Below are 22,357 nucleotides of genomic sequence, written 5' to 3'. Positions count from 1 at the left end.
TCGGCGATACAGCACGCTCGGCGTTTCTGTATAGCGTTATTTTGTCAACAACAGCGGTGCAATATGCAAGTTTTGATTATGCGTCACGGAGAGGCGGCACTCGATGCAGCCAGCGATTCGGTAAGGCCTCTTACCGTTTGTGGCCGTGATGAGTCACGTCAGATGGCGGCCTGGTTGAACACCAAGTCTGTGGATATTGAACGAGTGCTGGTCAGCCCCTATTTGCGGGCCGAGCAGACGCTGGAAACGGTACGCGAAGCGTTAACGCTGCCGGAAGGTGAAGAAGTGCTGCCGGAGCTGACTCCAGGGGGCGACGCTGGGCTGGTCAGCTGTTATCTGCAGGCGCTGGCGAAAGAGGGCATCGGTGCGGTGTTAGTGGTTTCCCATCTACCGCTGGTGGGTTATCTGGTGGCCGAACTGTGCCCTGGGGAATGCCCGCCAATGTTTGCGACCTCCGCCATCGCTAATGTCGAGCTGTCCGAGGATGGCAGCATCGGCAAGTTTGAATGGCAGGTCAGCCCGTCACAGGTGATGGCCAAGGTCTGAGCTGGTTCCCACCTCAAAGGGCGATGATAAACATCGCCCTTTGTCATTAACGTCATCAAAATTGCCACTGTAACGTAAAGCCGAGGTTAACCGGGCTGGTGATGAAATTATCGGGCTTGGACAGCGGCACCCCAACGAAGGCGTCATAACCGACCGCTTTTACCTTCCCTCGAATACCGGCAACGCTACCGAGCAGGTGACCATCGGCAAAATCGTTACTACCGTCTCCTTTCACCCGGCCATAATCCATACCCAGATATAATTGCTGCTCCAGTTTTGGCAGGTTCAGGTTCAGGTCATTGCGCAGGGAGTAGCCCTTGTTGGCCATCATATTCATTTCACCGTCAAATCCACGTACGGTCCAGCGGTTACCGATACTGAATTGATCCTGAGTGGTCAGGCGGTCCGGACTATATTGCTGGCGAAAGCGGGATTGATAACTCATTGAGAGATCTTGCACGGTAAATGGCGTATAGGTGCTGATATCCAGGTTGAGGATACGGCTTGACGGAGCACTGTCCACCGGTCTTTCGGCACCAAACCAGGCGGTATCACGCTGATAGCTCAACATGGCGTCGACAATGGACTGGCCGACGTAGTGGCGGTGATTGAACTCAATGCTCCAGTTGGCCATATTACGCTGTTGTAACTGCAGTTCCGTATCGTTCAGGTAAAAATGCGAGTTACGCTTGAGGAGCTGAAAACTGAGCGTGTTTTTTTGGCTTGCGTTGCGATACAACAGGCGATTAACTTTTAAGCTAAGGTTGCGATACTTGCCGCGGTAGGAAAAATCGGTAAAGATGCCATGGATATTTTGCAAATACTCGCTGCGGCTGGCATATAAATCCACTGACCAAAAGCCGTAGGGCAGCGAGTAGTACAACGAGCCATTATTAGCATGACGGGTCGATTGGAACTGCAAATCACGACCGGCAGAAACGTAGAACAGATCGTTCATCGAGGTCGGGTTATCAATATATAAAGCCAGGCCGCTTTGATAGCGGCCGGTTTGTTTACTGCCTGAGTCATCCAGCCAACCGCCCAAACGCCAGAATGAGGGTTGTTCACGGCTGATTTCCAGGTCGGATTCACCCGCATGTTTGCCTGGGTGGAGTGAAATATTGGCAACGACATCAGGAATGCGCTGCATGTTTTCCAACCCCTGCTCAATAGCACGCAGATCCAGCAGATCCCCTTGGCTGCCAGGGAAGGTGGTGTGCAAGTTGACGTACTTATCGCTGTCATCGGTTAGCCTGACGTTGCCAATGGTGCCGGGCAGGATCTCCAGGGTGAGAAGCCCTTCGGTCAAATTTTGCTGGGGGATCATGACCCTGGTAGTGATATAGCCATGCCCAATCAGGTCATTTTGTAAGGCAGTTGCGAGCGTTTTCACCCCCTGGATCCCCAGGCAGCGCCCTTGTGCTTGTTCTGTCAGTTTGTGCAAGGGTATCCAATGAGGGATCTTGTTGTCCTTATTCAGTTCAACCCGTTGAATGGTGAAGCAGGGTTGTTCTTCAGGAAAGTCAATGTGGGTACTTAGTCCAGCGTTGCCGGCGGAGCGCACGTCTTTACCTACGGTTTCCAATTGGTTGTAGCGTGCTTTTTCCTGTTCCTGCTGGTGGCTCATTTGCTGCTCAATAAACTGGCCATTTTCAGCTGCCTGAACCAAGGGGGTGAGAATAAGCAATAGCCAAGCATGGGGAGAGCGAAAACGCATGTTAACTTCCTTATTAATATGATTTTTCTTAAATCAGACGCGGTATGGATATAGGTAAAAAAAGAAAAACAGCTGATGGCCATTGTTAACATGGCTATCAGCTTGTAATTACCTATCTCGCGATGAATAGATGTGATAGGGGGGCAGCATTAGCACTGGATTAGCGCTTGCTATGGATTTCTACAGTATTGTCTGAGATCAGTTTGCCGTAATTACTGAATTTCCCATCAGTACTGACCTTGATCTTGTTTTTGCCAGCCAAGGTCCCTTGATTATAGAAGCTGCCATCGACCTGCTGACCGCCGGAAAGCGGGCCGCGCTTCATGTTGATCTCTAAAGTATCACCGGCCTCAATGTTTCCAGCAGTGCTGGCCGATGAGCCATTATCTAAACGTGAGGCATTAACCACCAGATTTTCGCCAGCAATCATATTGCCATTGTGATTGCCAATGTTGGCCGCAGTCAGCGTGATGTTTTTATCGCTCCCAATATGCCCATGCTTATTGGCTATGAGATACTTAGAGATAATGGTGATATCACCCTGAGAAGCGATGACACCATACTCATTATTGAGTGAGGAGCTTAAATTTAGGTTCATGTCACCACCGCTGAATATTCCGTATTCTTGGGTCGGATTGTGATAAGCACTATTAACCAGACGAGCGGCGTCGATATTCAAGGCTTCTTGAGCCATGATTTTACCTGAGTTGTTTTTAATCTCTGACGCTTTTATAGCTATGTTGCCTTCTGCCAGGATTTCACCCTGGGTGTTATTCAGTTCGGATGAGACGTTGATAACAACGTCATCCTTGGTTTGGATGAGGCCATATTGACTGCTTATCTTGTAGGCATTCAGCGTCACGCAGCAGTTAGCCTCAATAATCCCTCTGTCGTTGAAGAGCGTGTTAGCGGTATTAACCGTCACGCCACCGACATCTGATACAATTCTACCCACGTAGTTATTCACACCATACTTGGCGTCCAGGGTGACATCGTCCACGGCACTGATGATACCGCTGCTGTTTTTGATTGAGGATCCTTTGGTGCTAATCGTAATCCCCTTTCCAGCGCTGAGTTCACCATTATCATTATCGACCCCTACATTTGAAGATGAGGCTGCGGAAATGTCGATGTCGATGTTGATATTGCCATCGGCCACCATGGTCCCTTTGATGTTTCTCACGTAAGCGCTTTTAATATCAATATCATTGCCCGCTTCAAGATAACCATCTGGGCTGTTTATTACGTATGTATTGTTGTTACTGGGGGTCAATACCACCCTGAGATCTTTTTGGGCAGAAATAGTCCCCTTATTGGTGAGTGAACCATTCATGTTCATGGTCACATCACCAACAGAAGCGGCGAGGGTGCCAGCGTTATTTACACCCACGCCATTCCCGGTACCGATCAGCGTAATTTTGTTGGCGTACATGCCGCCCAGGTTGGAAACGTCAAGACCTATGCCAGACTGACGAGCAGCAGAGAGCAGGGTGGCTTTGGTGTTGTCGACATTAACGCGGTTTTGGCCATAAGTGACCCTTAGATCCTGAGCCTGCACGTCGGCGTTAATGGCAACGGTGTGGGCAATTAAATCGGTATAGTTGGCGCTGGAACTCTGCAAGCCATCGCCAGTAATGGTAATTTTACCTTGGTTGACAACGTAATCGAGGACGCGCCCATTAGCCACCGAGGCCTTGCCCGTGGTCAAGGTCGCACGATTGGCGTTGATGAAACCGCAGCCGTTACAGGTAATCCCCGATGGGTTGGCAATAATAACCTGTGCATTCTGGCCTGCTACCTCAATCATCCCGTTGAGTTGGCTGGCTTTAGCGGAGTTGACTTCATTGAGGATAACGTTAGCGGCCCCTTTGGCCATATTCTTGTTGCCGTTAATGGCACCCGCCACCTGGGTCGTCGAGTTTTGTGCGCTGTTATTTAGCACCACTCCACCACGGTCTACGTCAAACTGGTTATAGATATTGTGAGAAACGCCCCCTCTGCCGGGCTTATTAATCTCGATAACCGTACCGCCTTTGATGGAGCAGGCACCGAGCGATGGGCCACCTGGTGCGGAAACGATAGCGGCTTGGGTAACGGTGACTCCCTGTAAGGCCAGCAGGCTAAAGAAACAAATTGGCGAAAGTTTGGCAAGAAACGGCTTCTGTTTGTTTTTTAGGGTCATAATATTATTTCCTATAATATTTGAAATGCAAAGGCTATCAATATTGATAGCCGAACTGGTGGAAAAAGGCTTTGCAGCTAACTTCATTTCTGTCAACCATGAGGGATCATCCCCAAGTTGTGCAGGTGGTATATACTATTATTTGATTAACTTAAGGTGCTATATTTGCGATGCGGCTATTTGTAGCAGTTATTAACTGCGCATAACAATGTATACGCTTTATCTACGTATAACAAAATGCGCATTCTACTGACAATATTCCCCTTGTCTACTTTTTGGCGTTAATACAGGATCATTCTCGTGAATTTTAAATCACATCAATGATTTTTGTTTTAAGCATATTTAAAACAAATGTTTTATTTGAAATCCCAGCTTACAGGCGTTTGGTGTATTTAAGTGGATAGGGTACAGGGGAGGGGACTTAAGTTTTTGCCAGGATTGGTAGGGGCTATTTCGTCAAGGTGGTTCCCAACTCATGGCCCCTTTTGGACACCGTCACTGCGGATTGTTTGGCACCGCCAAGTGCCATTTTATTTCGCTATTCGGCTAGTTCGATCAACAGCAGTATGGCTGCGTTACCGCCCCATTCTTTGGGAGCCTGGTGGAACGCCAGCACGTCCGGATGTTGCGCTAGCCACAGCGGCGTTTGCTGCTTGAGGATGTGTTTACCGTGGCCGTGCATCACGCAGGCACAATGCACGTGCTCACGCTTGCAGGCGGCGATCATCGCCCCTAGCTCCTGCTTGGCCTGCATCTGCGTCAAGCCATGCAAATCCAAGAACAGATCCGGCACGTAATCTCCGCGGCGCAGTTTCTTCAACTCATAGTGGCTGTAGCCGGGACGCACATAGCGCGTTGGGCCCTCATCTTCCAACTGCGGTTGAAACTCATCGGAAAAGTAAAAGCTGGCATCCACCTGCTCTTGCAACAGGCGCTGCGGCGCGATCTGTTTGGTTTTCATTTTCGGTTTTGGGTGGACGATGGTGTCCTGCGGCAGCTTCTTTGCTCCCGCTACCGACTCTCTAAAGAGCAATAATTCATCTTTGCTCAGAGGGGGCTTATTCTTCATTATTCGCTCGTCGCCTATCATTTATCGCGCTAGTTTACCTGCTCGAAGGTTTCTGTCGACGCAAAACTGGCACTGAATGCCAACCAGAATGCTGCTACGCTGCTATTGCTGCTGATTTGTCGCAGGCTTCATGGCAAACTACGGGGCTAAATCATGAATCATCGTGCCTGCCGGAGGGCAAATTGGACAAAATTTTCGTCGAAGAAGCAGTGAATGAGCTGCACACCATTCAGGATATGCTGCGCTGGGCCGTAAGCCGTTTCAACGCCGCCAATATCTACTATGGCCACGGAACCGATAACCCGTGGGACGAAGCCGTGCAATTGGTCTTGCCCAGCCTGTTCCTGCCGTTGGATATTCCTGAAGATATGCGCACTGCGCGTTTAACCTCCAGCGAGCGTCACCGCATCGTTGAGCGAGTGATCCGCCGTGTCAACGAGCGCATCCCGGTTGCTTACCTGACCAATAAAGCCTGGTTCTGCGATCTGGAGTTCTATGTCGATGAGCGCGTGCTGGTACCGCGTTCGCCGATTGGTGAGCTGATCAACGATCGCTTCAGCGCGCTGATCCCACATCCGCCACGCCATATCCTGGATATGTGTACCGGCAGTGGCTGTATCGCTATCGCCTGCGGCTATGCCTTCCCGGAAGCGGAAGTGGACGCGGTAGATATCTCCATCGACGTGCTGGCCGTGACCGAGCGAAATATTCAGGCGCACGGCGTCGAACATCAGGTGATCCCGATCCGCTCCGATCTGTTCCGTGACGTCCCCGCGATCCAATACGATCTGATCGTCACCAACCCGCCGTATGTCGATGCGGAAGATATGTCTGACCTGCCGCAAGAGTTCCGCTTTGAGCCGGAACTGGGCCTGGCCGCAGGCAGCGACGGCCTGAAGCTGGTGCGCCGCATTCTGGCCTGTGCGCCAGACTTCCTGAGCGATGACGGCGTGCTGATTTGTGAAGTGGGCAACAGCATGGTACATCTGATGGAACAATATCCGGATATTCCGTTCACCTGGCTGGAGTTTGATAACGGCGGGGACGGCGTATTCATGCTGACCAAACAGCAGCTGATTGACTGCAAAGAGCATTTCAGCCTCTACCGCAGCTAACCAACAACCTGGGCTCACCATAGTGCGGGCCTGTATGCCCCGTTTGCACGCGAACGGGATGACAACCAACGGTAAGGAGCCGTGATGGCAGGGAACAGTATTGGGCAGTTTTTCCGCGTCACCACATTTGGTGAATCTCACGGTGTGGCGCTGGGATGTATCGTAGACGGTGTGCCGCCCGGCATTCCGCTGACAGAAGCTGATTTGCAGCACGATCTCGATCGCCGCCGCCCCGGCACTTCGCGCTATACCACCCAGCGCCGCGAGCCGGATCAGGTGCGTATCCTCTCCGGGGTATTTGAAGGCGTCACTACCGGCACCAGCATTGGCCTGATGATAGAAAACACCGATCAGCGCTCGCAAGACTACGGCGCGATCAAAGATGTGTTCCGCCCTGGTCATGCTGATTACACTTACGAACAGAAATACGGCGTGCGTGATTATCGCGGTGGTGGCCGTTCTTCGGCGCGTGAAACCGCGATGCGCGTTGCCGCCGGTGCTATCGCCAAAAAATATCTGGCGCAGAAGTTTGGCGTACAGGTGCGCGGCTATCTGGCGCAGATTGGCGATGTGAGTTGCGAGCTGAAAGATTGGGATCAGGTTGAACAGAACCCGTTCTTCTGCCCGGATCCGGACAAGCTGGAAGCCTTGGACGAACTGATGCGCGCGCTGAAAAAAGAGGGCGACTCCATCGGTGCCAAAGTGACCGTAGTGGCGGAAAACGTCCCGGTAGGGTTGGGCGAACCGGTGTTCGATCGTCTGGATGCCGACTTGGCGCATGCGCTGATGAGCATCAATGCGGTTAAAGGTGTAGAAATCGGCGACGGTTTTGCCGTAGTCACCAAACGTGGCAGTGAAAACCGCGATGAAATCACCCCTGAAGGTTTCCAGAGCAACCACGCTGGCGGCATTCTTGGTGGTATCAGCAGCGGCCAGCCAGTGATTGCCCATCTGGCGCTGAAGCCGACCTCCAGCATCATGGTGCCGGGCCGTACGATCAACCGTCAGGGTGAAGCGGTGGAAATGGTCACCCGTGGCCGCCACGATCCGTGCGTCGGGATCCGTGCGGTGCCGATCGCCGAAGCGATGATGGCGATCGTGCTGATGGATCATCTGCTGCGCCAGCGTGCGCAAAACGGTGATGTGATTTCCGACGTACCACGCTGGTAAGGGACTACGATGAAAAAATGGCTGCTGGGTTTCGCTGCGTTGATCGCTTCCAGCTCTGCCTTGGCGTTAACGCCGTGGCAAAAGATTGACCACCCGGTCAGTGGCACTGCGCAGGCCGTTGGCGGTTTCGCCAATGGCTGTATCATCGGGGCGCACCCGTTGCCACTGAACTCACCGGATTATCAGGTGATGCGTACCGACCAACGGCGCTATTTTGGCCATCCTGACCTGCTGGCGTTTATTCAACGTCTGAGCAGCCAGGCCAACCAGAAAGCACTGGGCACGGTGTTGATCGGGGATATGGCCATGCCGGCCGGTGGGCGCTTCAGCAGCGGCCACGCCAGCCACCAATCCGGTTTGGACGTGGACATCTGGTTGCAGCTGCCGCGCCAACGCTGGAGCGCTCAGCAACTGTTGAAACCGCAGCCGATCGATCTGGTCTCTGGCGACGGTAAGCAGGTAGTGGATCGCCAGTGGCAGCCGCAGATCGAATCCTTGATCAAGATGGCGGCGCAGGATAGCGAAGTGACGCGGATCTTCGTTAACCCGGCGATCAAACAGCGTCTGTGCCAGGATGCCGGTGCCGATCGCGGTTGGTTGCATAAGGTGCGCCCTTGGTTTGGGCATCGTGCGCATATGCACGTACGCTTGCGTTGCCCGGCGGGGAGCCTGGAGTGTCTGGATCAGGATGCGCCGCCGGTGGGGGATGGCTGTGGTGCCGAGTTGGCCAGTTGGTTCAAACCGCATCAGCCGAATGCCAATCCGGTCAAGAAGGAGCCGCCGCCGCTGCCGCCAACCTGTCAGGCGCTGCTGGATAGCCACTTCGCCAACCGCTGATAGCCTGCTAAAAACGCCTCGAATGGGGCGTTTATTTTTTGAGTTTTAAGGCGTAGTGTGTGCGCAAATAAAAAGTGCGCAAATAAAAAAGTAGGCAGACGACTTATGGATGGGCTGGTGTTAGGTCCCGAATTGCTCGGGATACTGTTTTTGGTAGCAATGTTCGCCGGGTTTATCGATTCGATCGCCGGTGGTGGTGGGCTGTTGACCGTACCGGCTCTGCTGGCCGTTGGCGTTCCTCCCACGCAGGCGCTGGCGACCAATAAATTGCAGTCGGTGGGGGGATCGTTTTCCGCCAGCCTGTACTTTGTCCGCCGTCGCGCTGTCGATCTTAATACCCAGAAGCTGACCATCTTCCTGACGTTGGTGGGGTCGGTGAGCGGGGCGATCCTGGTGCAGCATATGCGTGCCGATATACTGCGCCAGATGCTGCCGCTGTTGGTGATCGGTATCGGTGTCTATTTCTTGCTGACGCCACGGCTGGGGGAAAACGATCGTCAGCGTCGGCTGGGGGCGTTACCCTTTGGCCTGGTAGCTGGGGGCTGTGTAGGGTTCTACGACGGTTTCTTCGGGCCAGGAGCCGGTTCGTTCTATGCCTTGGCTTATGTGACGCTGTGCGGTTTTAACCTGGCCAAGGCAACTGCCCACGCCAAGGTGCTGAACTTCACCTCCAATCTGGCCAGCCTGGTGCTGTTTATTATTGGCGGCCAAGTGATCTGGAGCATTGGTCTGGTGATGTTGGTTGGGCAGGTGTTCGGAGCCCGTCTTGGGGCGCACATGGTGCTGACCAAGGGCCAGAAGCTGATCCGGCCGATGATCGTGATAGTGTCTCTGATCATGAGCTGCAAATTGCTGTACGACAATCACGGGGCGGAAATCCAGCAATGGTTGGCGTTGCATTTTTAACATTTCAAAGGGGCGGCAAGCCGAGAGATATCGGCTATAATGGCCTCCTTTATTTTGTGGTTATTTGAGTTTTTTTATGCCAAACACACACCAGTATCCGCAACTGATTGAAATCTTTAATCAGTGTTTTAGCGATGAGTTCAATACCCGCCTGGTTAAAGGCGACGATGAGCCTATCTATCTGCCTGCCGATGATGAGCTGCCTTATAACCGCATCGTCTTTGCACACGGCTACTATGCCAGCGGCATGCATGAAATTTCCCATTGGTGCATCGCCGGGGCCGAACGCCGCAAGCTGGTGGACTTCGGTTACTGGTATTGCCCGGATGGGCGCGATGCCCAGACGCAGAGTGAATTCGAGGCGGTCGAGATTAATCCGCAGGCGCTGGAGTGGATGTTCTGCGTGGCGGCGGGTTTCCCGTTCAACGTCAGCTGCGACAATCTCAGTGGAGACTGCGAGCCGGATCGCATTGGTTTCCAGCGTAAAGTCCGTACTCGGGTGCTGGAATTGCTGGAGCAAGGAATACCCACACGACCTGCGCGCTTTATTCAGGCGCTGCAATCGTTTTACAATACGCCTCCGCTGGCGGCCGAGCATTTTCCCTACCCGGAAGATCTCTGAGGCCAGAGTCTGTTTGTTAACGAGGAAATTTGATGATCGCAGAATTTGAAGCGCGCATTCTGGCGCTGATTGATGACATGGTAGAACACGCCAGCGATGATGATCTGTTTGCCGGTGGCTACCTGCGCGGTCATCTGACTTTGGCGGTGGCGGAATCGGAAGAACATGCCGAACACAGCGCCGAGCAGCTCAAGGTACGGGTGCAGAGTAGCCTGGACAAGGCCATCAAGGCCGGGGAACTCTCCCCACCGGATCAGGTACTGGTGCTGGGCATGTGGGAAAACCTGTATCAAACAGCGTTGCCGACAGAGTAATGGCTCTAAAGGGGACAGCATCACGCTGGCCCCTCAAATGAACTATACCTCGCGTCCTTTCAGTAGCTTCCTGACCCACATGCGGTTTGGGTTCAACGCTGCCAACATCTCGCTATCCCCCGGTAAGGGCTCGCCAAACAGCTGAGCCGCTAAAATTTCTGCGGCCAACGGCGCCGAGCACAGGCCGCGTGAGCCCAAGGCTCCGATCATAAACAACCCCGGATACATTGGCGCATCGGCAATGACTTCGCCACGCTGGCGTTGCTGCTGTAAATCGCCATACAGCGCCAGAGTGGCTTGATAGTCTGGCACGGCACCCACCATCGGCATGTGGTCGCGCGTAGCGCTGCGTACGCCACAGCGGGCCTGCTGGCCACTGATATCCACCTCTTGCGGCCAATCCTGTTCTGGCAAACAGCGCAGCAGGCGATCGCGGTTCTCTTCCTGCTCTGCCTGGCTATATTCCGTGTTTGATTCACCGCGCTGGTAGCTGGCACCTATACAGTGCTGCTGGTTGCCAGGATTCACCGGCGTCAGGTAACCGTCGTAACACAGTACCTGTTTTAACTTACTCAAGATTGGCGTAGTCGGAATATGTGAAACCTGGCCGCGCACCGCATAGGCCGGTAGAGCGGCGCCAGGTTCCAGTGTGGTGAGTTGGTGCCCGTTCGCCAGGATCACCGTCGCATGTTGGTGAGTTTTTCCCTTAGCAAAATGCAACTGCCAACCTTCATCACTGCGGTTCAAATCGGAAAGCGTATGCAGATAGTGGCAAACCAATCCCTGCCGTTCGGCCAGGGCAATCGCGGCACGCGTCAGGTCGGCAGGGCACAGCCATCCCCCGAGCGAATAGTGGATGCCACCAAACCCCGTATCGATCCCACTCAGTGCGCTAAGCGTAGCGCGATCGGCCGGATGTGCCAGAGTGTGCGGCCAGGTAACGGCCAGGATCTTGGCGATCTTGCCCGCGCTTTTCTCGTCATAGGCCAATTGGCTGACGCCACACCACTGGTGATCGAACTCAACCTGCTGTTGCAGCAAGGCGTCATACTGGCGGCGGGCAAAGGGGAAGGCGGCGCAGAAGAAGTTTTCCAACGCATCGCCCCGGCCATTCAGTAACGGGTACAGCGCCCCCTGGCGATTGCCGGATGCGCCCTCTGCGGGCTGTGCATCGGCGCAATACAAGGTCACCCTGGCCCCACGGCGCAATAAGGCCAACGCGGTGAGCGCACTGGCTACGCCGCCGCCAATAATGGCGACATCGTCGGTATTCTCCGCTGCCGGGCGCAGGAACCACGGGCTTGGATTGACGCTTGCCGGGGTGTCGGCAGGTAGCTGACCGGTGAGCATCTCGCGTTTCTGGCCAAAGCCTTTGCATTTGGTAACCTCAAACCCGGCCTGCTGCAATCCACGGCGGACAAACCCTGCGGCAGTGAAGGTGGCAAAACTGCCGCCTGGGCGAGCAAAACGCGCCATGGTGGCAAACAGCGGTTCGCTCCACATATCGGGGTTTTTGGACGGCGCAAAGCCATCGAGGAACCAGGCGTCAATTTGATCGTTCATGCTGGCGTCAAAGTGCGGCAGCAGGGTATTGACGTCACCGAACCATAAATCGAGCGTGATCTGCCCTTCGGCAAGCAGCAGGCGGTGGCACCCTGGCAGCGGCAAAGGCCACTGGGCGCGAAGCTCATCGGCAAAGGGAGCCAGTTCTGGCCATTGGGCATGGGCTGCCGCCAGATCCTCCAACTGCAACGGGTATTTCTCAAAGCTGATAAAATGCAGACGCTGCAAACTCGCCGCCGGTGTCTCCTGGCGAAAACGGGCAAAGGCCTGCCACAGAGTCAGAAAATTCAGCCCGGTACCGAAGCCGGTTTCAGCCACAATAAACAGTGAGCGAGGGTGATCGCTGAAGCGTTGTGGCAAGCGGTTGCCCCCCAGAAAGACGTAGCGGGTTTCCTCCAGCCCATCCTGGTTGGAAAAATAGACGTCATCAAACTGTTTCGAAACAGGTGTACCTTGTTCATTCCAGCTTAACGCTGCGGTTTGGATGGGGGCATTGCTCACGGTAGGTTGCTCGTAACTCAAGGGATAGCGCGATTTTAACGGGGGTAGTCCCGAGGTGCAAACTGGGTAAAGATAATGCAAAATTATTCTGATCGGACTTGTTCGGCGTACATCTGTACGCTAAAGTGCGTTGCAAAATCCCGAATGTAAATTGTGGAAGAGGTACTTGAATGAAACGTGCAGTGATTACTGGCCTGGGAATCGTCTCCAGCATTGGTAACAACCAGCAGGAGGTCCTGGCAAGTCTGCAGGAAGGCCGCTCTGGGATCACCTTCTCCCAGGAGCTGAAAGATTCCGGCATGCGTAGTCACGTATGGGGTGATGTTAAACTCGACACTACCGGTCTGATTGACCGTAAAGTGATGCGCTTTATGAGCGACGCGTCGGTTTACGCCTATCTCTCCATGGAACAAGCGATTCAAGATTCCGGCCTGGCAGCCGATCAGGTGTCCAACGATCGCACCGGTCTGGTGGTCGGTTCTGGTGGTGGTTCTCCACGTAACCAGGTTGCGGGTTCTGACGGTATGCGCGCCAAAGGCCTGCGTGGCGTTGGCCCCTACATGGTGACCAAGGCGATGGCATCAGGCGTTTCTGCCTGCCTGGCTACCCCATTCAAAATTCGCGGCGTGAACTACTCCATCAGCTCTGCCTGCGCAACGTCAGCACACTGTATTGGCCACGCCGTTGAGCTGATCCAACTGGGTAAACAAGACGTCGTCTTTGCTGGCGGTGGCGAAGAGCTGTGCTGGGAAATGGCCTGCGAGTTCGACGCTATGGGCGCGCTTTCCACCAGCTACAACGACACGCCAGAAAAAGCTTCCCGTACCTATGACGCAGCGCGTGACGGTTTCGTTATCGCTGGCGGCGGCGGCATGGTAGTGGTTGAGGAGTTGGAGCACGCTCTGGCTCGCGGCGCGCATATTTATGCGGAAATCATCGGTTACGGTGCGACTTCAGACGGTGCCGACATGGTGGCTCCATCGGGCGAAGGCGCGGTGCGTTGCATGAAGATGGCAATGCAGGGCGTAGACACTCCAATCGACTACATGAACGTACACGGCACCTCCACGCCGGTCGGCGACGTGAAAGAGCTGGGTGCGATCCGCGAAGTCTTTGGCGATAACACTCCGGCCATCTCTTCAACCAAAGCCATGACCGGCCACTCACTGGGTGCTGCGGGCGTGCAGGAAGCGATTTATAGCCTGCTGATGGTCGAGCACGGTTTCATTGCGCCAAGCATCAACATCGATAACCTCGATGAGAAGGCGGCAGGGATGAACATCGTGACCGAGCCAACCAAGCGTGAGCTGACCACGGTCATGTCCAACAGCTTCGGTTTCGGCGGCACCAACGCTACGCTGGTAATGCGTAAACTGCAGAAGTAAGCCTAAGGCGTTATATTTTCAATCGGGCACCGTAATAGGTGCCCGTTTTTTTATGCGTTTTTAACGCGATACCTTATATCAGTGAAAATTAAGATTTCTCAGATCAAAAAACTGACAGCAGATAACTTAAACGGCGAGCGTTTTTTCGTTTAATTTAGCTGTGGCCTGACAGGATAATAAATTAACCCGGTTAATTTTTGTCCCAAAAAATAAATAATACCTCAACGAAATTACCATTTCTCCTATACGAATAATCAAACCAGTCATAATGCCCACGCTTTATCTAGCTTTACGATCTCGTTATGGCGAGGCTCCTATACGAACACAAGTTACCGCTCTAATGGCATCGAGAGAGGCCACCAAGGGTAAAACAAGCATTAGCCGAATCAAGGCATTGCTAAGGTAACTTCCCCCAGGGGATACGTTGTATAGTGCTAAACCCAAGACGTGGGGATCGGCTTTTGCTGTCCTGTCTTGTCGCCTCTATGAGACTCCATCTTTCAATCGGGAGTATCTAGAATGTCACATGTTGTATTGCAAGACCTTTATCAAAACGCCAACTTTGAAGACGACGCCATCGCGCGTTATATGAACAAGAAAGTCTCTGTTCTGCATCAGGATCTTTACGTTGGCGAAGCCAGGAAAATATTCGTTAACCAACTTTCCAACGACGATATTCCCGCACAAATCTTTATTGAAGATGGCACCAAACTGGTGGGCGTTCTTTCTGTTAAACGTTTATTGCAGGAAGAACATCATGGCGAGCGTATCAAGGATATGATGGAAACCACCTTCTTCCATGTAAAACCCACGGACGAACGTGAACATATCGCCAAACTGGTGGACAATAATAATTTAGATATTGTGGCGGTGGTCGATAATGGCCGTTTGGTCGGCTGCTTAACCGAGCGCGAAATCGCGCAGATTATCGAGGATGAAAACACCGAGGATGCCCATTTGCAAGGGGCAAGCCTGCCGCTTGATAAGCCTTACCTTGAAATGAGTTCCTTCGAGCTGTGGAAAAAACGTAGCGTGTGGCTGCTGTTGCTGTTCGTCGCCGAGGCTTATACCAGCACGGTTATTCAGCATTTTGAAGAGTCATTGGAAGCGGCGATTGCCCTGGCCTTCTTTATCCCGCTATTGGTGGGTACAGGTGGTAACAGTGGTACGCAAATCACCTCCACCATTGTGCGAGCGATGGCTTTGGGAGAGGTTCGCATGCGCGATTTGGGGCGCGTACTGAGCAAGGAAATGACGACTTCGGTCATGATAGCGTTAACGCTGGCCTGTGCTGGTGCGTTCCGTGGCTGGATGATGGGTATCGGCTATGAGATTACGCTCATTGTGAGCCTGACCCTGGTTTGTATCACGCTGTGGGCCGCGATTGTCTCTTCCGTGATCCCAATGGCACTGAAACGCTTCGGTGTGGATCCTGCCGTAGTCTCCGCCCCGTTTATCACTACGCTGATAGACGGCACCGGCTTGATCATCTACTTCAAAATAGCCCAGTGGACCTTGGGACTAAATTAATCATGGAAACCGGCGAAAGCCGGTTTTTGCTATGATTAACGGGATTTTTTAAGCAGCGTAGTTGACTGAAATCAAAGCATTTCCAGTTTACAGGATCGTTCCGAGGCGGCTTTGTCAGCGGGTGTAAATTCCGTTCCTGTGACGGTTTTCTGCCGATATACTCAGCACGGTTTCTTACTCTGGAATTTTTGCATGTCGGCTTTGGCGTCCATCTCAATATCTATGCACCGGTTGCGCTTCGCCAAGAAGCGGGCTGCAGCATGGCTATTGGCCGTCTGCTGGCTACTGCTCAATAGCCAACTGGCGATCGCCAGCCATCACTGCAACCTGCAACTCACCACCGTTGCGCCAGCCGCGCAGCATACGATGCATATGCAGGCCGCCGATGCGCTAGCCAATGAGATGATGCAGGCCGAAGGGCCGCTGTGTGAAAAGCACTGCGTCCCAGATTCGGCACAGCAAGACCACGGTAGCCTTGCCCTGGCGGCAGTAATACCTGCCAACAGTGAGCTGTTGGTTGCCGATCCTCAGCCCCAGGCGCAGTTCTCACACCTCGATTGGCAAACCCCTCCGATAGCAGGCCCGCCGGCAGAGATCGTCTTCTGCCGCTTCCGTGAATAGCCAAACCAACCGCTTTGCCGTCCAGCACGGTGACCTGAGTTGTTTTTGTCTATTCTATGGAGCTATCGTTATGCGTAATCTGATCACTGCCGTTTTCATCTCTCTGATGTTCTCTTCATTCGTCTCCGCTGCGGAGATGCAACATCACCAACATGCCAGCCAAGACGTCGCCGTCTATCACTCTAAAGGGACCGTTAAGGCCTGGGGTGAGCAGAAAGTATCGCTCGCCCACCCAGCCATCCCTGCCTTGAACTGGCCGCCGATGACCATGAATTTCCTTCAGCCACAGCCGCCATTGCCTGCTTTGGCTGCCGGGACTGCGGTGGAGTTCAGCTTCCGTCAGGTTGACGGCGGCTATCAGCTGACCGCCATCCGCGCCAGCCAAGACTAACGGGGGCACCATGTCCAGACTACTTTCTCACCCCTTGCGGGTGGGCTGGCTGCTGCTCGCCTGTTGGACGGCGAGTGCGCAGGCAACCGGCCTGACGTTGGAGCAATCGCTGGCGGTGGCCGAGCGCTATTCCGCCGAGCTCTCGGCCAACCAGCATCAGGTGAATGCGTTGCAAAACATGGCGGATTCGGCGATGGAGCTACCCGATCCCAAGCTGAAATTCGGCATTGAAAACGTGCCGGTACAAGGTGGTAACGCCCGGCGTTTGACCCGTGAAGGGATGACCATGGAGCGGGTTGGCATCATGCAGGATTACGTCAGCAGTACCAAGCGCCAGCGTAAGGCGGATACCCTGCGTGCCGAGGCCAGTAAAACCGAGGCCAACAGTGCGACAATCCGTGCCCGCTTGCAGCAGCAGACGGCACAGGCCTGGTTGGAACTGGCGTTGAGCCAGCAGACGCTGAAAGATGCCACGGCTTTGCTCAAAGAAAGTGAAAAGCAAATCGCCGCCCAACATGCCGGAGTGGCCAGTGGCAGTTCGCCCGCCGCTAACGTCATCGATGCTCGCTTGACGCTGTTGGCGATGCAGGACCGGCTCAGCGAGGCGCAGCGTGACGTCACCATCGCCCAGGCGCGCTTGACCCAGTTGACCGGGCAGCAGATTGAGGGGGTCGGTGGGCCGTTGCCACGTTTCGAGCGCCTGCCCGCCGAGAGCAACCTGTTGCGACAAGCGATCAAACAGCATCCGGAGGTAGTGCAGGCAAGCCGTGAGGCCGATGTGGCCAAGGCGCGATCGGCACAGTCCGAGGTGGCCGCCATTCCTGACGTGGGCATAGAGGTGTCGTATGGCAAACGGGCCGATGGCTATGAGGATATGGCGGGCGTGATGTTTACCGTCGATCTGCCGCTGTTCCGCTCCCAGCGGCAGGATAAGGACTATGCCGCCGACGTTTCCCGTTCGATGGAGGCCAACGATCAGTTGACGTTATTGATCCGCGACCATCAGGCCCAGCTAGATACGCTGTTGGCGCAGTATCAGGCTGCACAGGCGCAATGGCAGCGTCAACAGCAGGAAGCGATCCCGCTGCAACAACAGCGTGTGGCACTGCAACTGGCGCAATACCGCAGTGGCAAAAGCGATCTCTCCTCGGTGTTGGAAGCGCGTCGGGCCTTGCTCGATAGCCGTCTGAGCGCCGGTAAGGCCGCGCGTGAATTGGCGCAGCTGTGGGCAGCCATCCGTTATCTCACCGTGCAGGAGGCAATGTAATGAAAATGCGTTTTAGCCTGACGCTGTTAGCCGCCTTATTGGGCGGTGCTATGGGCGGTTACTGGTTGGCCGGGGAAAGAACTGCGGCGCAACCTGCTAGCGGCGGTGCCGAACGGCAGGTGCTGTATTGGTACGATCCGATGGTGCCAGGCCAGCGTTTTGATAAGCCGGGCAAATCGCCGTTTATGGATATGGAACTGGTGCCACGCTATGTCGATGAGCAGCAGGATGACGGTGGTGTCACCATCAGCGCCCGCCAACAGCAGAATCTGGGTGTGCGTACAACGGCTGCACAACTGCGTGAATTGAATTTGCAGCTTGATGCCTATGGCAGCGTTGCCACCGATGAACGTGGCGTGCAGGTTATTGCCGCACGTGCCAACGGTCTGATAGACAAACTCTATGTGCGTGCCAGCCAGCAACAGGTAAAGAAAGGGCAAGCGTTGGCACAGCTATGGATCCCGGACTGGAGTGCTGCACAGCAGGAATACCTGGCGATCCGCAAACTGGGCGATAGCGCACTGACCTCTGCCGCCCGCCAGCGCCTGGCATTGCAGTTTATGCCTGAAGCCATCATTCGCCAGGTTGAACGCAGCGGCCAACCCCAGACCCGCATTACCCTTATCGCCCCGGAGAGTGGATTTATCAACAAGCTGGACGCACGGGAAGGGATGCAGGTCACCGCGACGCAGGGCCTGTTTGAGTTGGCCAGTCTCGATCCGGTGTGGATGGTGATTGATTACCCGCAGGCGCAGGCCGGGCTGTTGCAGGTGGGCGATGCGGTAGCAGCCAGCTCCGCCAGTTGGCCGGGTGAACGTTTTACTGGCGAGGTCAGCGAGCTGCTGCCTAATGTCGATCCGCTTACCCGCACCTTTAAAGCGCGTATCGTGCTGAAAAATCCCCAACAGCGCCTGAAGCCGGGCATGTATTTGCAGGTGCAACTGGCGCAAAACGCCGGGGCCAAGCCGGTGCTGGCTATCCCGCAGGAGGCGCTGATCGGCAGTGGCGATCGCAACCGGGTGCTGGTGGCGGAAGGTAACGGCCATTTTGCTCCGGTTGACGTTATCGCCGGCCTGGCACAGGACGGCTGGGTAGAAATCAAACAGGGTCTGCAAGCCGGGCAACAGGTGGTGACTTCAGGCCAGTTCCTGATAGATTCCGAAGCCAGCATGCGCAGTGCCTTGCCACAGATGGCCGCGCAGAAGGGGGGAAAACAGTATCAGACGCTTGGCGTAGTCGAGGCGGTGGATAATGATACCGTCACGCTGTCGCACGATCCGGTCGCAGAGTTGCAATGGCCTGCGATGACCATGGATTTCACCTTGCCAGCGGGTGGCTTACCCGCCGGGATTGGCATCGGCAGCAAGGTGATGTTCCACTTTAGCGTGGATGAAAACGGCTCGCACATCAGCCAAATCATGCCGCAAGGAGGCCACCAATGATCGCCTCCGTGATCCGCTGGTCGATACGCAATCGCCTGTTGGTATTGCTGGCTTCGATATTGCTGGCCGGGTGGGGCGTATGGGCGTTGCAGAAGGCGCCGCTGGATGCGCTGCCCGATCTCTCTGACGTGCAGGTGATCGTCCGGGCGACCTATCCGGGCAAGGCGCCGCAGGTAATAGAAGATCAGGTGACCTACCCGCTGACCACCACCATGCTAACGGTGCCGGGAGCCAGCACGGTGCGGGGCTTCTCCATGTTCGGCGATGCCTATGTCTACATTCTGTTTGCAGACGGTACCGATCCTTACTGGGCGCGTTCGCGGGTGTTGGAGTCACTCAGCCAGGTCCAGTCCTCTCTGCCGCCACAGGTTAAAGTGGCGCTGGGCCCGGATGCAACCGGCGTTGGCTGGGTCTATGAGTATGCGCTGGTCGATCGTACTGGTAAACACAGCCTGGCGGATTTACGCGCCTTGCAGGACTGGACGCTCAAGTTTGAGCTGAAAACCGTGCCTAACGTGGCGGAAGTGGCCAGCGTTGGCGGCATGGTGCGGCAATATCAGGTGATATTAAATCCGCAAAGTATGCGGGCGCTGAACATTACCCATCAGCAGGTGGTGAGCGCCATTCAGGATGCCAACCAGGAAGGCGGCGGTGCGCTGCTGGAAATGGGGGAGGCTGAGTATATGGTGCGTACCTCCGGCTACCTGAAAAAACTCGCCGACTTTAATAACGTGGTGATCACTGCGCGCGACGGTGTGCCGATCCTGCTGTCGCAGGTGGCAGAGCTACGTGAGGGGCCGGAAATCCGCCGTGGCGTGGCGGAGCTCAACGGTGAAGGTGAAGTGGCTGGCGGCATTGTGGTAATGCGCTACGGTAAGAATGCGCTGGAAACCATTAATGCGCTGAAGGCCAAGCTGCAACAGCTTCAGCACACCCTGCCGCCGGGCGTGGAGATCGTGCCGGTTTATGACCGATCGCAACTGATCGAGCACGCGATCGATACGCTGTCATTCAAGCTGTTGGAAGAGTTCCTGGTGGTCGCGGTGGTGTGCGCCTTGTTCCTGTCCCACTTCCGTTCGGCGCTGGTGGCGATGGTGACTCTGCCGCTGGGGATCCTGGGCGCCTTTGTGGTGATGCACTATCAAGGCGTTAACGCCAACATCATGTCGTTGGGAGGGATCGCCATTGCCATCGGCGCGATGGTGGATGCGGCGATCGTGATGATCGAAAACATGCACAAGGTGCTGGAGCAGTGGCGGCAACGTCATCCCGGCCAGCAGCCCACCTCAAAAGATTACTGGCACATCTCAGAGCAGGCGGCGGTTGAGGTTGGCCCTGCGCTGTTCTGTAGTCTGTTGATCATCACCCTGTCGTTTATCCCGGTGTTTTCGCTACAGGCACAGGAAGGGCGGATGTTTGCGCCGCTGGCGTTCACCAAGACCTATGCGATGGCGGTATCCGCGGGGTTGGGCATCACGCTGGTACCGGTGCTGATGGGCTATTTTATCCGGGGCCGTATTCCGGACGAACATGCCAATCCGATCAATCGTTGGTTGATCCGCATGTATCAGCCGTTGCTGGCGGCGGTGCTGGCACGGCCTAAAACCACCCTGGGGATTTCCGCTCTGCTGTTGCTGCTGACCTTATTCCCACTCAGCCGTCTGGGCAGCGAGTTTATGCCACCGTTGGACGAAGGGGATCTGCTGTATATGCCTTCGACGCTGCCAGGGATCTCTGCCCGTGAAGCGGCACGGCTTCTGCAACTGACCGACCGCTTGATCAAAACCGTACCGGAAGTGGACACGGTCTTTGGCAAGGCCGGGCGGGCGGAGACGGCAACCGATCCGGCCCCGTTGACCATGCTGGAAACCACCATTCGCTTTAAGCCCCGCGACCAGTGGCGGCCCGGCATGACGATGGACAAACTGGTGGCCGAACTGGACAGCGTGGTCAAGGTGCCCGGCATTGCCAACGTCTGGGTGCCGCCGATCCGTAACCGTCTGGATATGCTGGCGACCGGCATCAAAAGCCCGGTAGGCATCAAGGTCAACGGCAGCAATATTGCCGATATCGAGCTGGCGGCCAGCCAGATTGAGCAGGTGGTGAAGCAGGTTCCGGGTGTGACTTCCGCGCTGGCGGAGCGCCTGGCCGGAGGGCGCTATGTGGATATCGATATCGATCGTCAGCGTGCAGCGCGTTACGGTGTTTCGGTGAAAGAGCTGCAATCAGTGGTTGCCACGTTGGTGGGAGGGGAAAACATCGCTGAAACCATTGAAGGGCGCGCGCGTTATCCGATCAACGTCCGTTACCCAAGGGAGATCCGTGATTCGCTGCAAAAGCTGCGTGAATTACCGGTGGTGACGGCGACCGGTGGGCAAGTACCTTTGGCAGAACTGGCGGATATTCGCATCACCGAAGGGCCACCGATGCTGAAAAGCGAGAATGCCCGGCTTTCCGATTGGATCTATGTCGATCTGCGCGGGCGCGATTTGAAATCGGCGGTGGAGGAGATGCAACAGGTGGTGGCGCAGCAGGTGAAGCTGCCTGCCGGGGTTTCCCTCAGTTGGTCCGGGCAGTTTGAGTATCTGGAACGCGCCAGCGCCCAGTTGAAGATTGTGCTGCCGGTGACGCTGGCGATCATCTTTGTGTTGCTGTTTGTCACCTTCAACAGCGTGAGCGATGCGCTGCTGATCATGGCGACGCTGCCGTTTGCGCTGATAGGTGGAGTCTGGCTGTTGTATCTGCTCGATTACAACCTGTCGGTGGCGGGGGCGGTGGGCTTTATTGCCCTTGCCGGGGTAGCGGCAGAGTTTGGCGTGATTATGGTGCTGTACCTTAATCAGGCGCTGGCGAAACATCGTCAACCGGGCCAGCCGTTGAGTCATCAGCAACTGATGGCGGCAATTAGCGAGGGGGCGGTGTTGCGCGTCAGACCCAAGGTGATGACGGTGGCGACCATTATGGCCGGTTTGCTGCCGATTATGTGGGGCGGTGGTGCTGGCTCAGAGGTGATGCAGCGGATTGCCGCACCGATGATTGGCGGTATGGTGAGTGCGCCATTGCTATCGATGCTGGTGATCCCGGCGGTGTATTCGCTGCTGCACCGCAAGGATGAAATATCCGGTGAGAAAGTAGAGTAAATTTACCGATAACGAGCGGTAATCCCCCCTATTGGGGGG

The 22,357-nt window shown here is 55.1% G+C and carries 18 protein-coding genes and 1 riboswitch; of the genes, 14 read left to right on the top strand and 4 right to left on the bottom strand.

Going from position 1 to position 22,357, the window contains the following annotated elements; all coding sequences use genetic code 11:
• Positions 1-63 precede the first annotated feature (63 nt).
• Positions 64-546 carry a phosphohistidine phosphatase SixA gene (sixA, locus tag KGP17_RS18770; RefSeq protein ID WP_021806062.1) on the top strand — a complete coding sequence of 161 codons (483 nt, stop codon included), beginning with the start codon at positions 64-66 and terminating at the stop codon, positions 544-546.
• Positions 547-601: 55 nt separating this feature from the next.
• Here the strand turns inward: sixA and KGP17_RS18765 are convergent, their stop codons facing one another.
• From KGP17_RS18765 to smrB, 3 genes are all read right to left on the bottom strand, one after another.
• Positions 602-2,263 carry a ShlB/FhaC/HecB family hemolysin secretion/activation protein gene (locus KGP17_RS18765; protein WP_223498144.1) on the bottom strand — a complete coding sequence of 554 codons (1,662 nt, stop codon included), beginning with the start codon at positions 2,261-2,263 and terminating at the stop codon, positions 602-604.
• 160 nt (positions 2,264-2,423) lie between these two features.
• Positions 2,424-4,532 carry a filamentous hemagglutinin N-terminal domain-containing protein gene (locus KGP17_RS18760; protein WP_223498143.1) on the bottom strand — a complete coding sequence of 703 codons (2,109 nt, stop codon included), beginning with the start codon at positions 4,530-4,532 and terminating at the stop codon, positions 2,424-2,426.
• A 451-nt stretch (positions 4,533-4,983) separates the two neighbouring features.
• The gene (gene smrB / locus KGP17_RS18755) at positions 4,984-5,514 is read right to left on the bottom strand and encodes an endonuclease SmrB (RefSeq protein ID WP_021806058.1); all 531 of its coding nucleotides are present in this window, start codon (positions 5,512-5,514) and stop codon (positions 4,984-4,986) included.
• 182 nt (positions 5,515-5,696) lie between these two features.
• Here smrB and prmB point away from each other — a divergent pair, with 182 nt between their 5' ends.
• From prmB to KGP17_RS18725, 6 genes are all read left to right on the top strand, one after another.
• Complete coding sequence (gene prmB, locus KGP17_RS18750; protein WP_223498142.1) at positions 5,697-6,629, top strand: 50S ribosomal protein L3 N(5)-glutamine methyltransferase; 933 nt, start codon at positions 5,697-5,699, stop codon at positions 6,627-6,629.
• 84 nt (positions 6,630-6,713) lie between these two features.
• The gene (gene aroC / locus KGP17_RS18745; RefSeq protein WP_021806057.1) at positions 6,714-7,799 is read left to right on the top strand and encodes a chorismate synthase; all 1,086 of its coding nucleotides are present in this window, start codon (positions 6,714-6,716) and stop codon (positions 7,797-7,799) included.
• Positions 7,800-7,808: 9 nt separating this feature from the next.
• Positions 7,809-8,636, top strand: a complete 828-nt coding sequence (mepA, locus tag KGP17_RS18740) for a penicillin-insensitive murein endopeptidase (RefSeq protein ID WP_021806056.1) — start codon at positions 7,809-7,811, stop codon at positions 8,634-8,636.
• Positions 8,637-8,741: 105 nt separating this feature from the next.
• A complete protein-coding gene (locus KGP17_RS18735) occupies positions 8,742-9,542 on the top strand; it encodes a sulfite exporter TauE/SafE family protein (RefSeq protein WP_209522653.1) in 801 nt (266 codons plus the stop codon).
• 76 nt (positions 9,543-9,618) lie between these two features.
• Positions 9,619-10,164: an elongation factor P hydroxylase gene (locus KGP17_RS18730; RefSeq protein WP_021806054.1), complete on the top strand. Its 546-nt coding sequence runs from the start codon at positions 9,619-9,621 to the stop codon at positions 10,162-10,164.
• 32 nt (positions 10,165-10,196) lie between these two features.
• Positions 10,197-10,478 (top strand): YfcL family protein, encoded by a 282-nt coding sequence (locus tag KGP17_RS18725; RefSeq protein WP_021178609.1) that lies wholly within the window; start codon positions 10,197-10,199, stop codon positions 10,476-10,478.
• Between the two features lie 42 nt (positions 10,479-10,520).
• Here the strand turns inward: KGP17_RS18725 and mnmC are convergent, their stop codons facing one another.
• Positions 10,521-12,542, bottom strand: a complete 2,022-nt coding sequence (gene mnmC / locus KGP17_RS18720) for a bifunctional tRNA (5-methylaminomethyl-2-thiouridine)(34)-methyltransferase MnmD/FAD-dependent 5-carboxymethylaminomethyl-2-thiouridine(34) oxidoreductase MnmC (protein WP_223498141.1) — start codon at positions 12,540-12,542, stop codon at positions 10,521-10,523.
• Between the two features lie 170 nt (positions 12,543-12,712).
• On the opposite strand from mnmC, the gene fabB reads away from it, so the two are divergent.
• The 7 genes from fabB to KGP17_RS18685 all read left to right on the top strand — a co-directional run bounded on the left by fabB (position 12,713) and on the right by KGP17_RS18685 (position 22,318).
• Complete coding sequence (fabB, locus tag KGP17_RS18715) at positions 12,713-13,927, top strand: beta-ketoacyl-ACP synthase I (protein ID WP_021806051.1); 1,215 nt, start codon at positions 12,713-12,715, stop codon at positions 13,925-13,927.
• A gap of 289 nt (positions 13,928-14,216) precedes the next feature.
• Positions 14,217-14,387, top strand: a riboswitch (M-box (ykoK) riboswitch).
• Positions 14,388-14,446: 59 nt separating this feature from the next.
• Positions 14,447-15,457, top strand: a complete 1,011-nt coding sequence (locus tag KGP17_RS18710) for a magnesium transporter (protein ID WP_021178606.1) — start codon at positions 14,447-14,449, stop codon at positions 15,455-15,457.
• A gap of 192 nt (positions 15,458-15,649) precedes the next feature.
• The gene (locus tag KGP17_RS18705) at positions 15,650-16,078 is read left to right on the top strand and encodes a hypothetical protein (protein ID WP_037375548.1); all 429 of its coding nucleotides are present in this window, start codon (positions 15,650-15,652) and stop codon (positions 16,076-16,078) included.
• 70 nt (positions 16,079-16,148) lie between these two features.
• On the top strand, positions 16,149-16,469 hold the full coding sequence (locus tag KGP17_RS18700) for a copper-binding protein (protein ID WP_021806049.1): 321 nt from the start codon (positions 16,149-16,151) through the stop codon (positions 16,467-16,469).
• Positions 16,470-16,479: 10 nt separating this feature from the next.
• The gene (locus tag KGP17_RS18695) at positions 16,480-17,736 is read left to right on the top strand and encodes a TolC family protein (RefSeq protein WP_223498140.1); all 1,257 of its coding nucleotides are present in this window, start codon (positions 16,480-16,482) and stop codon (positions 17,734-17,736) included.
• Positions 17,736-19,178 carry an efflux RND transporter periplasmic adaptor subunit gene (locus KGP17_RS18690; RefSeq protein WP_223498139.1) on the top strand — a complete coding sequence of 481 codons (1,443 nt, stop codon included), beginning with the start codon at positions 17,736-17,738 and terminating at the stop codon, positions 19,176-19,178. The genes KGP17_RS18695 and KGP17_RS18690 overlap by 1 nt, the downstream gene beginning before the upstream one ends.
• Complete coding sequence (locus KGP17_RS18685) at positions 19,175-22,318, top strand: efflux RND transporter permease subunit (protein ID WP_223498138.1); 3,144 nt, start codon at positions 19,175-19,177, stop codon at positions 22,316-22,318. Before KGP17_RS18690 ends, KGP17_RS18685 begins: the two co-directional genes overlap by 4 nt.
• Positions 22,319-22,357: the final 39 nt, after the last annotated feature.

Source organism: Serratia sp. JSRIV001 (genome assembly GCF_019968745.1).
GTDB classification, from domain to species: domain Bacteria; phylum Pseudomonadota; class Gammaproteobacteria; order Enterobacterales; family Enterobacteriaceae; genus Chania; species Chania fonticola_B.
This window is presented reverse-complemented; position numbering and strand designations above follow the sequence as displayed.

Coding starts and splice junctions, on each gene's coding strand:
- sixA (WP_021806062.1), top strand. CDS start 64: ATGCAAGTTTTGATTATGCGTCACGGAGAGGCGGCACTCGATGCAGCC.
- KGP17_RS18690 (WP_223498139.1), top strand. CDS start 17,736: ATGAAAATGCGTTTTAGCCTGACGCTGTTAGCCGCCTTATTGGGCGGT.
- KGP17_RS18765 (WP_223498144.1), bottom strand. CDS start 2,263: ATGCGTTTTCGCTCTCCCCATGCTTGGCTATTGCTTATTCTCACCCCC.
- mepA (WP_021806056.1), top strand. CDS start 7,809: ATGAAAAAATGGCTGCTGGGTTTCGCTGCGTTGATCGCTTCCAGCTCT.
- KGP17_RS18695 (WP_223498140.1), top strand. CDS start 16,480: ATGTCCAGACTACTTTCTCACCCCTTGCGGGTGGGCTGGCTGCTGCTC.
- KGP17_RS18685 (WP_223498138.1), top strand. CDS start 19,175: ATGATCGCCTCCGTGATCCGCTGGTCGATACGCAATCGCCTGTTGGTA.
- KGP17_RS18730 (WP_021806054.1), top strand. CDS start 9,619: ATGCCAAACACACACCAGTATCCGCAACTGATTGAAATCTTTAATCAG.
- KGP17_RS18760 (WP_223498143.1), bottom strand. CDS start 4,532: ATGAAGTTAGCTGCAAAGCCTTTTTCCACCAGTTCGGCTATCAATATT.
- KGP17_RS18710 (WP_021178606.1), top strand. CDS start 14,447: ATGTCACATGTTGTATTGCAAGACCTTTATCAAAACGCCAACTTTGAA.
- aroC (WP_021806057.1), top strand. CDS start 6,714: ATGGCAGGGAACAGTATTGGGCAGTTTTTCCGCGTCACCACATTTGGT.
- smrB (WP_021806058.1), bottom strand. CDS start 5,514: ATGAAGAATAAGCCCCCTCTGAGCAAAGATGAATTATTGCTCTTTAGA.
- KGP17_RS18700 (WP_021806049.1), top strand. CDS start 16,149: ATGCGTAATCTGATCACTGCCGTTTTCATCTCTCTGATGTTCTCTTCA.
- KGP17_RS18735 (WP_209522653.1), top strand. CDS start 8,742: ATGGATGGGCTGGTGTTAGGTCCCGAATTGCTCGGGATACTGTTTTTG.
- fabB (WP_021806051.1), top strand. CDS start 12,713: ATGAAACGTGCAGTGATTACTGGCCTGGGAATCGTCTCCAGCATTGGT.
- KGP17_RS18725 (WP_021178609.1), top strand. CDS start 10,197: ATGATCGCAGAATTTGAAGCGCGCATTCTGGCGCTGATTGATGACATG.
- KGP17_RS18705 (WP_037375548.1), top strand. CDS start 15,650: ATGTCGGCTTTGGCGTCCATCTCAATATCTATGCACCGGTTGCGCTTC.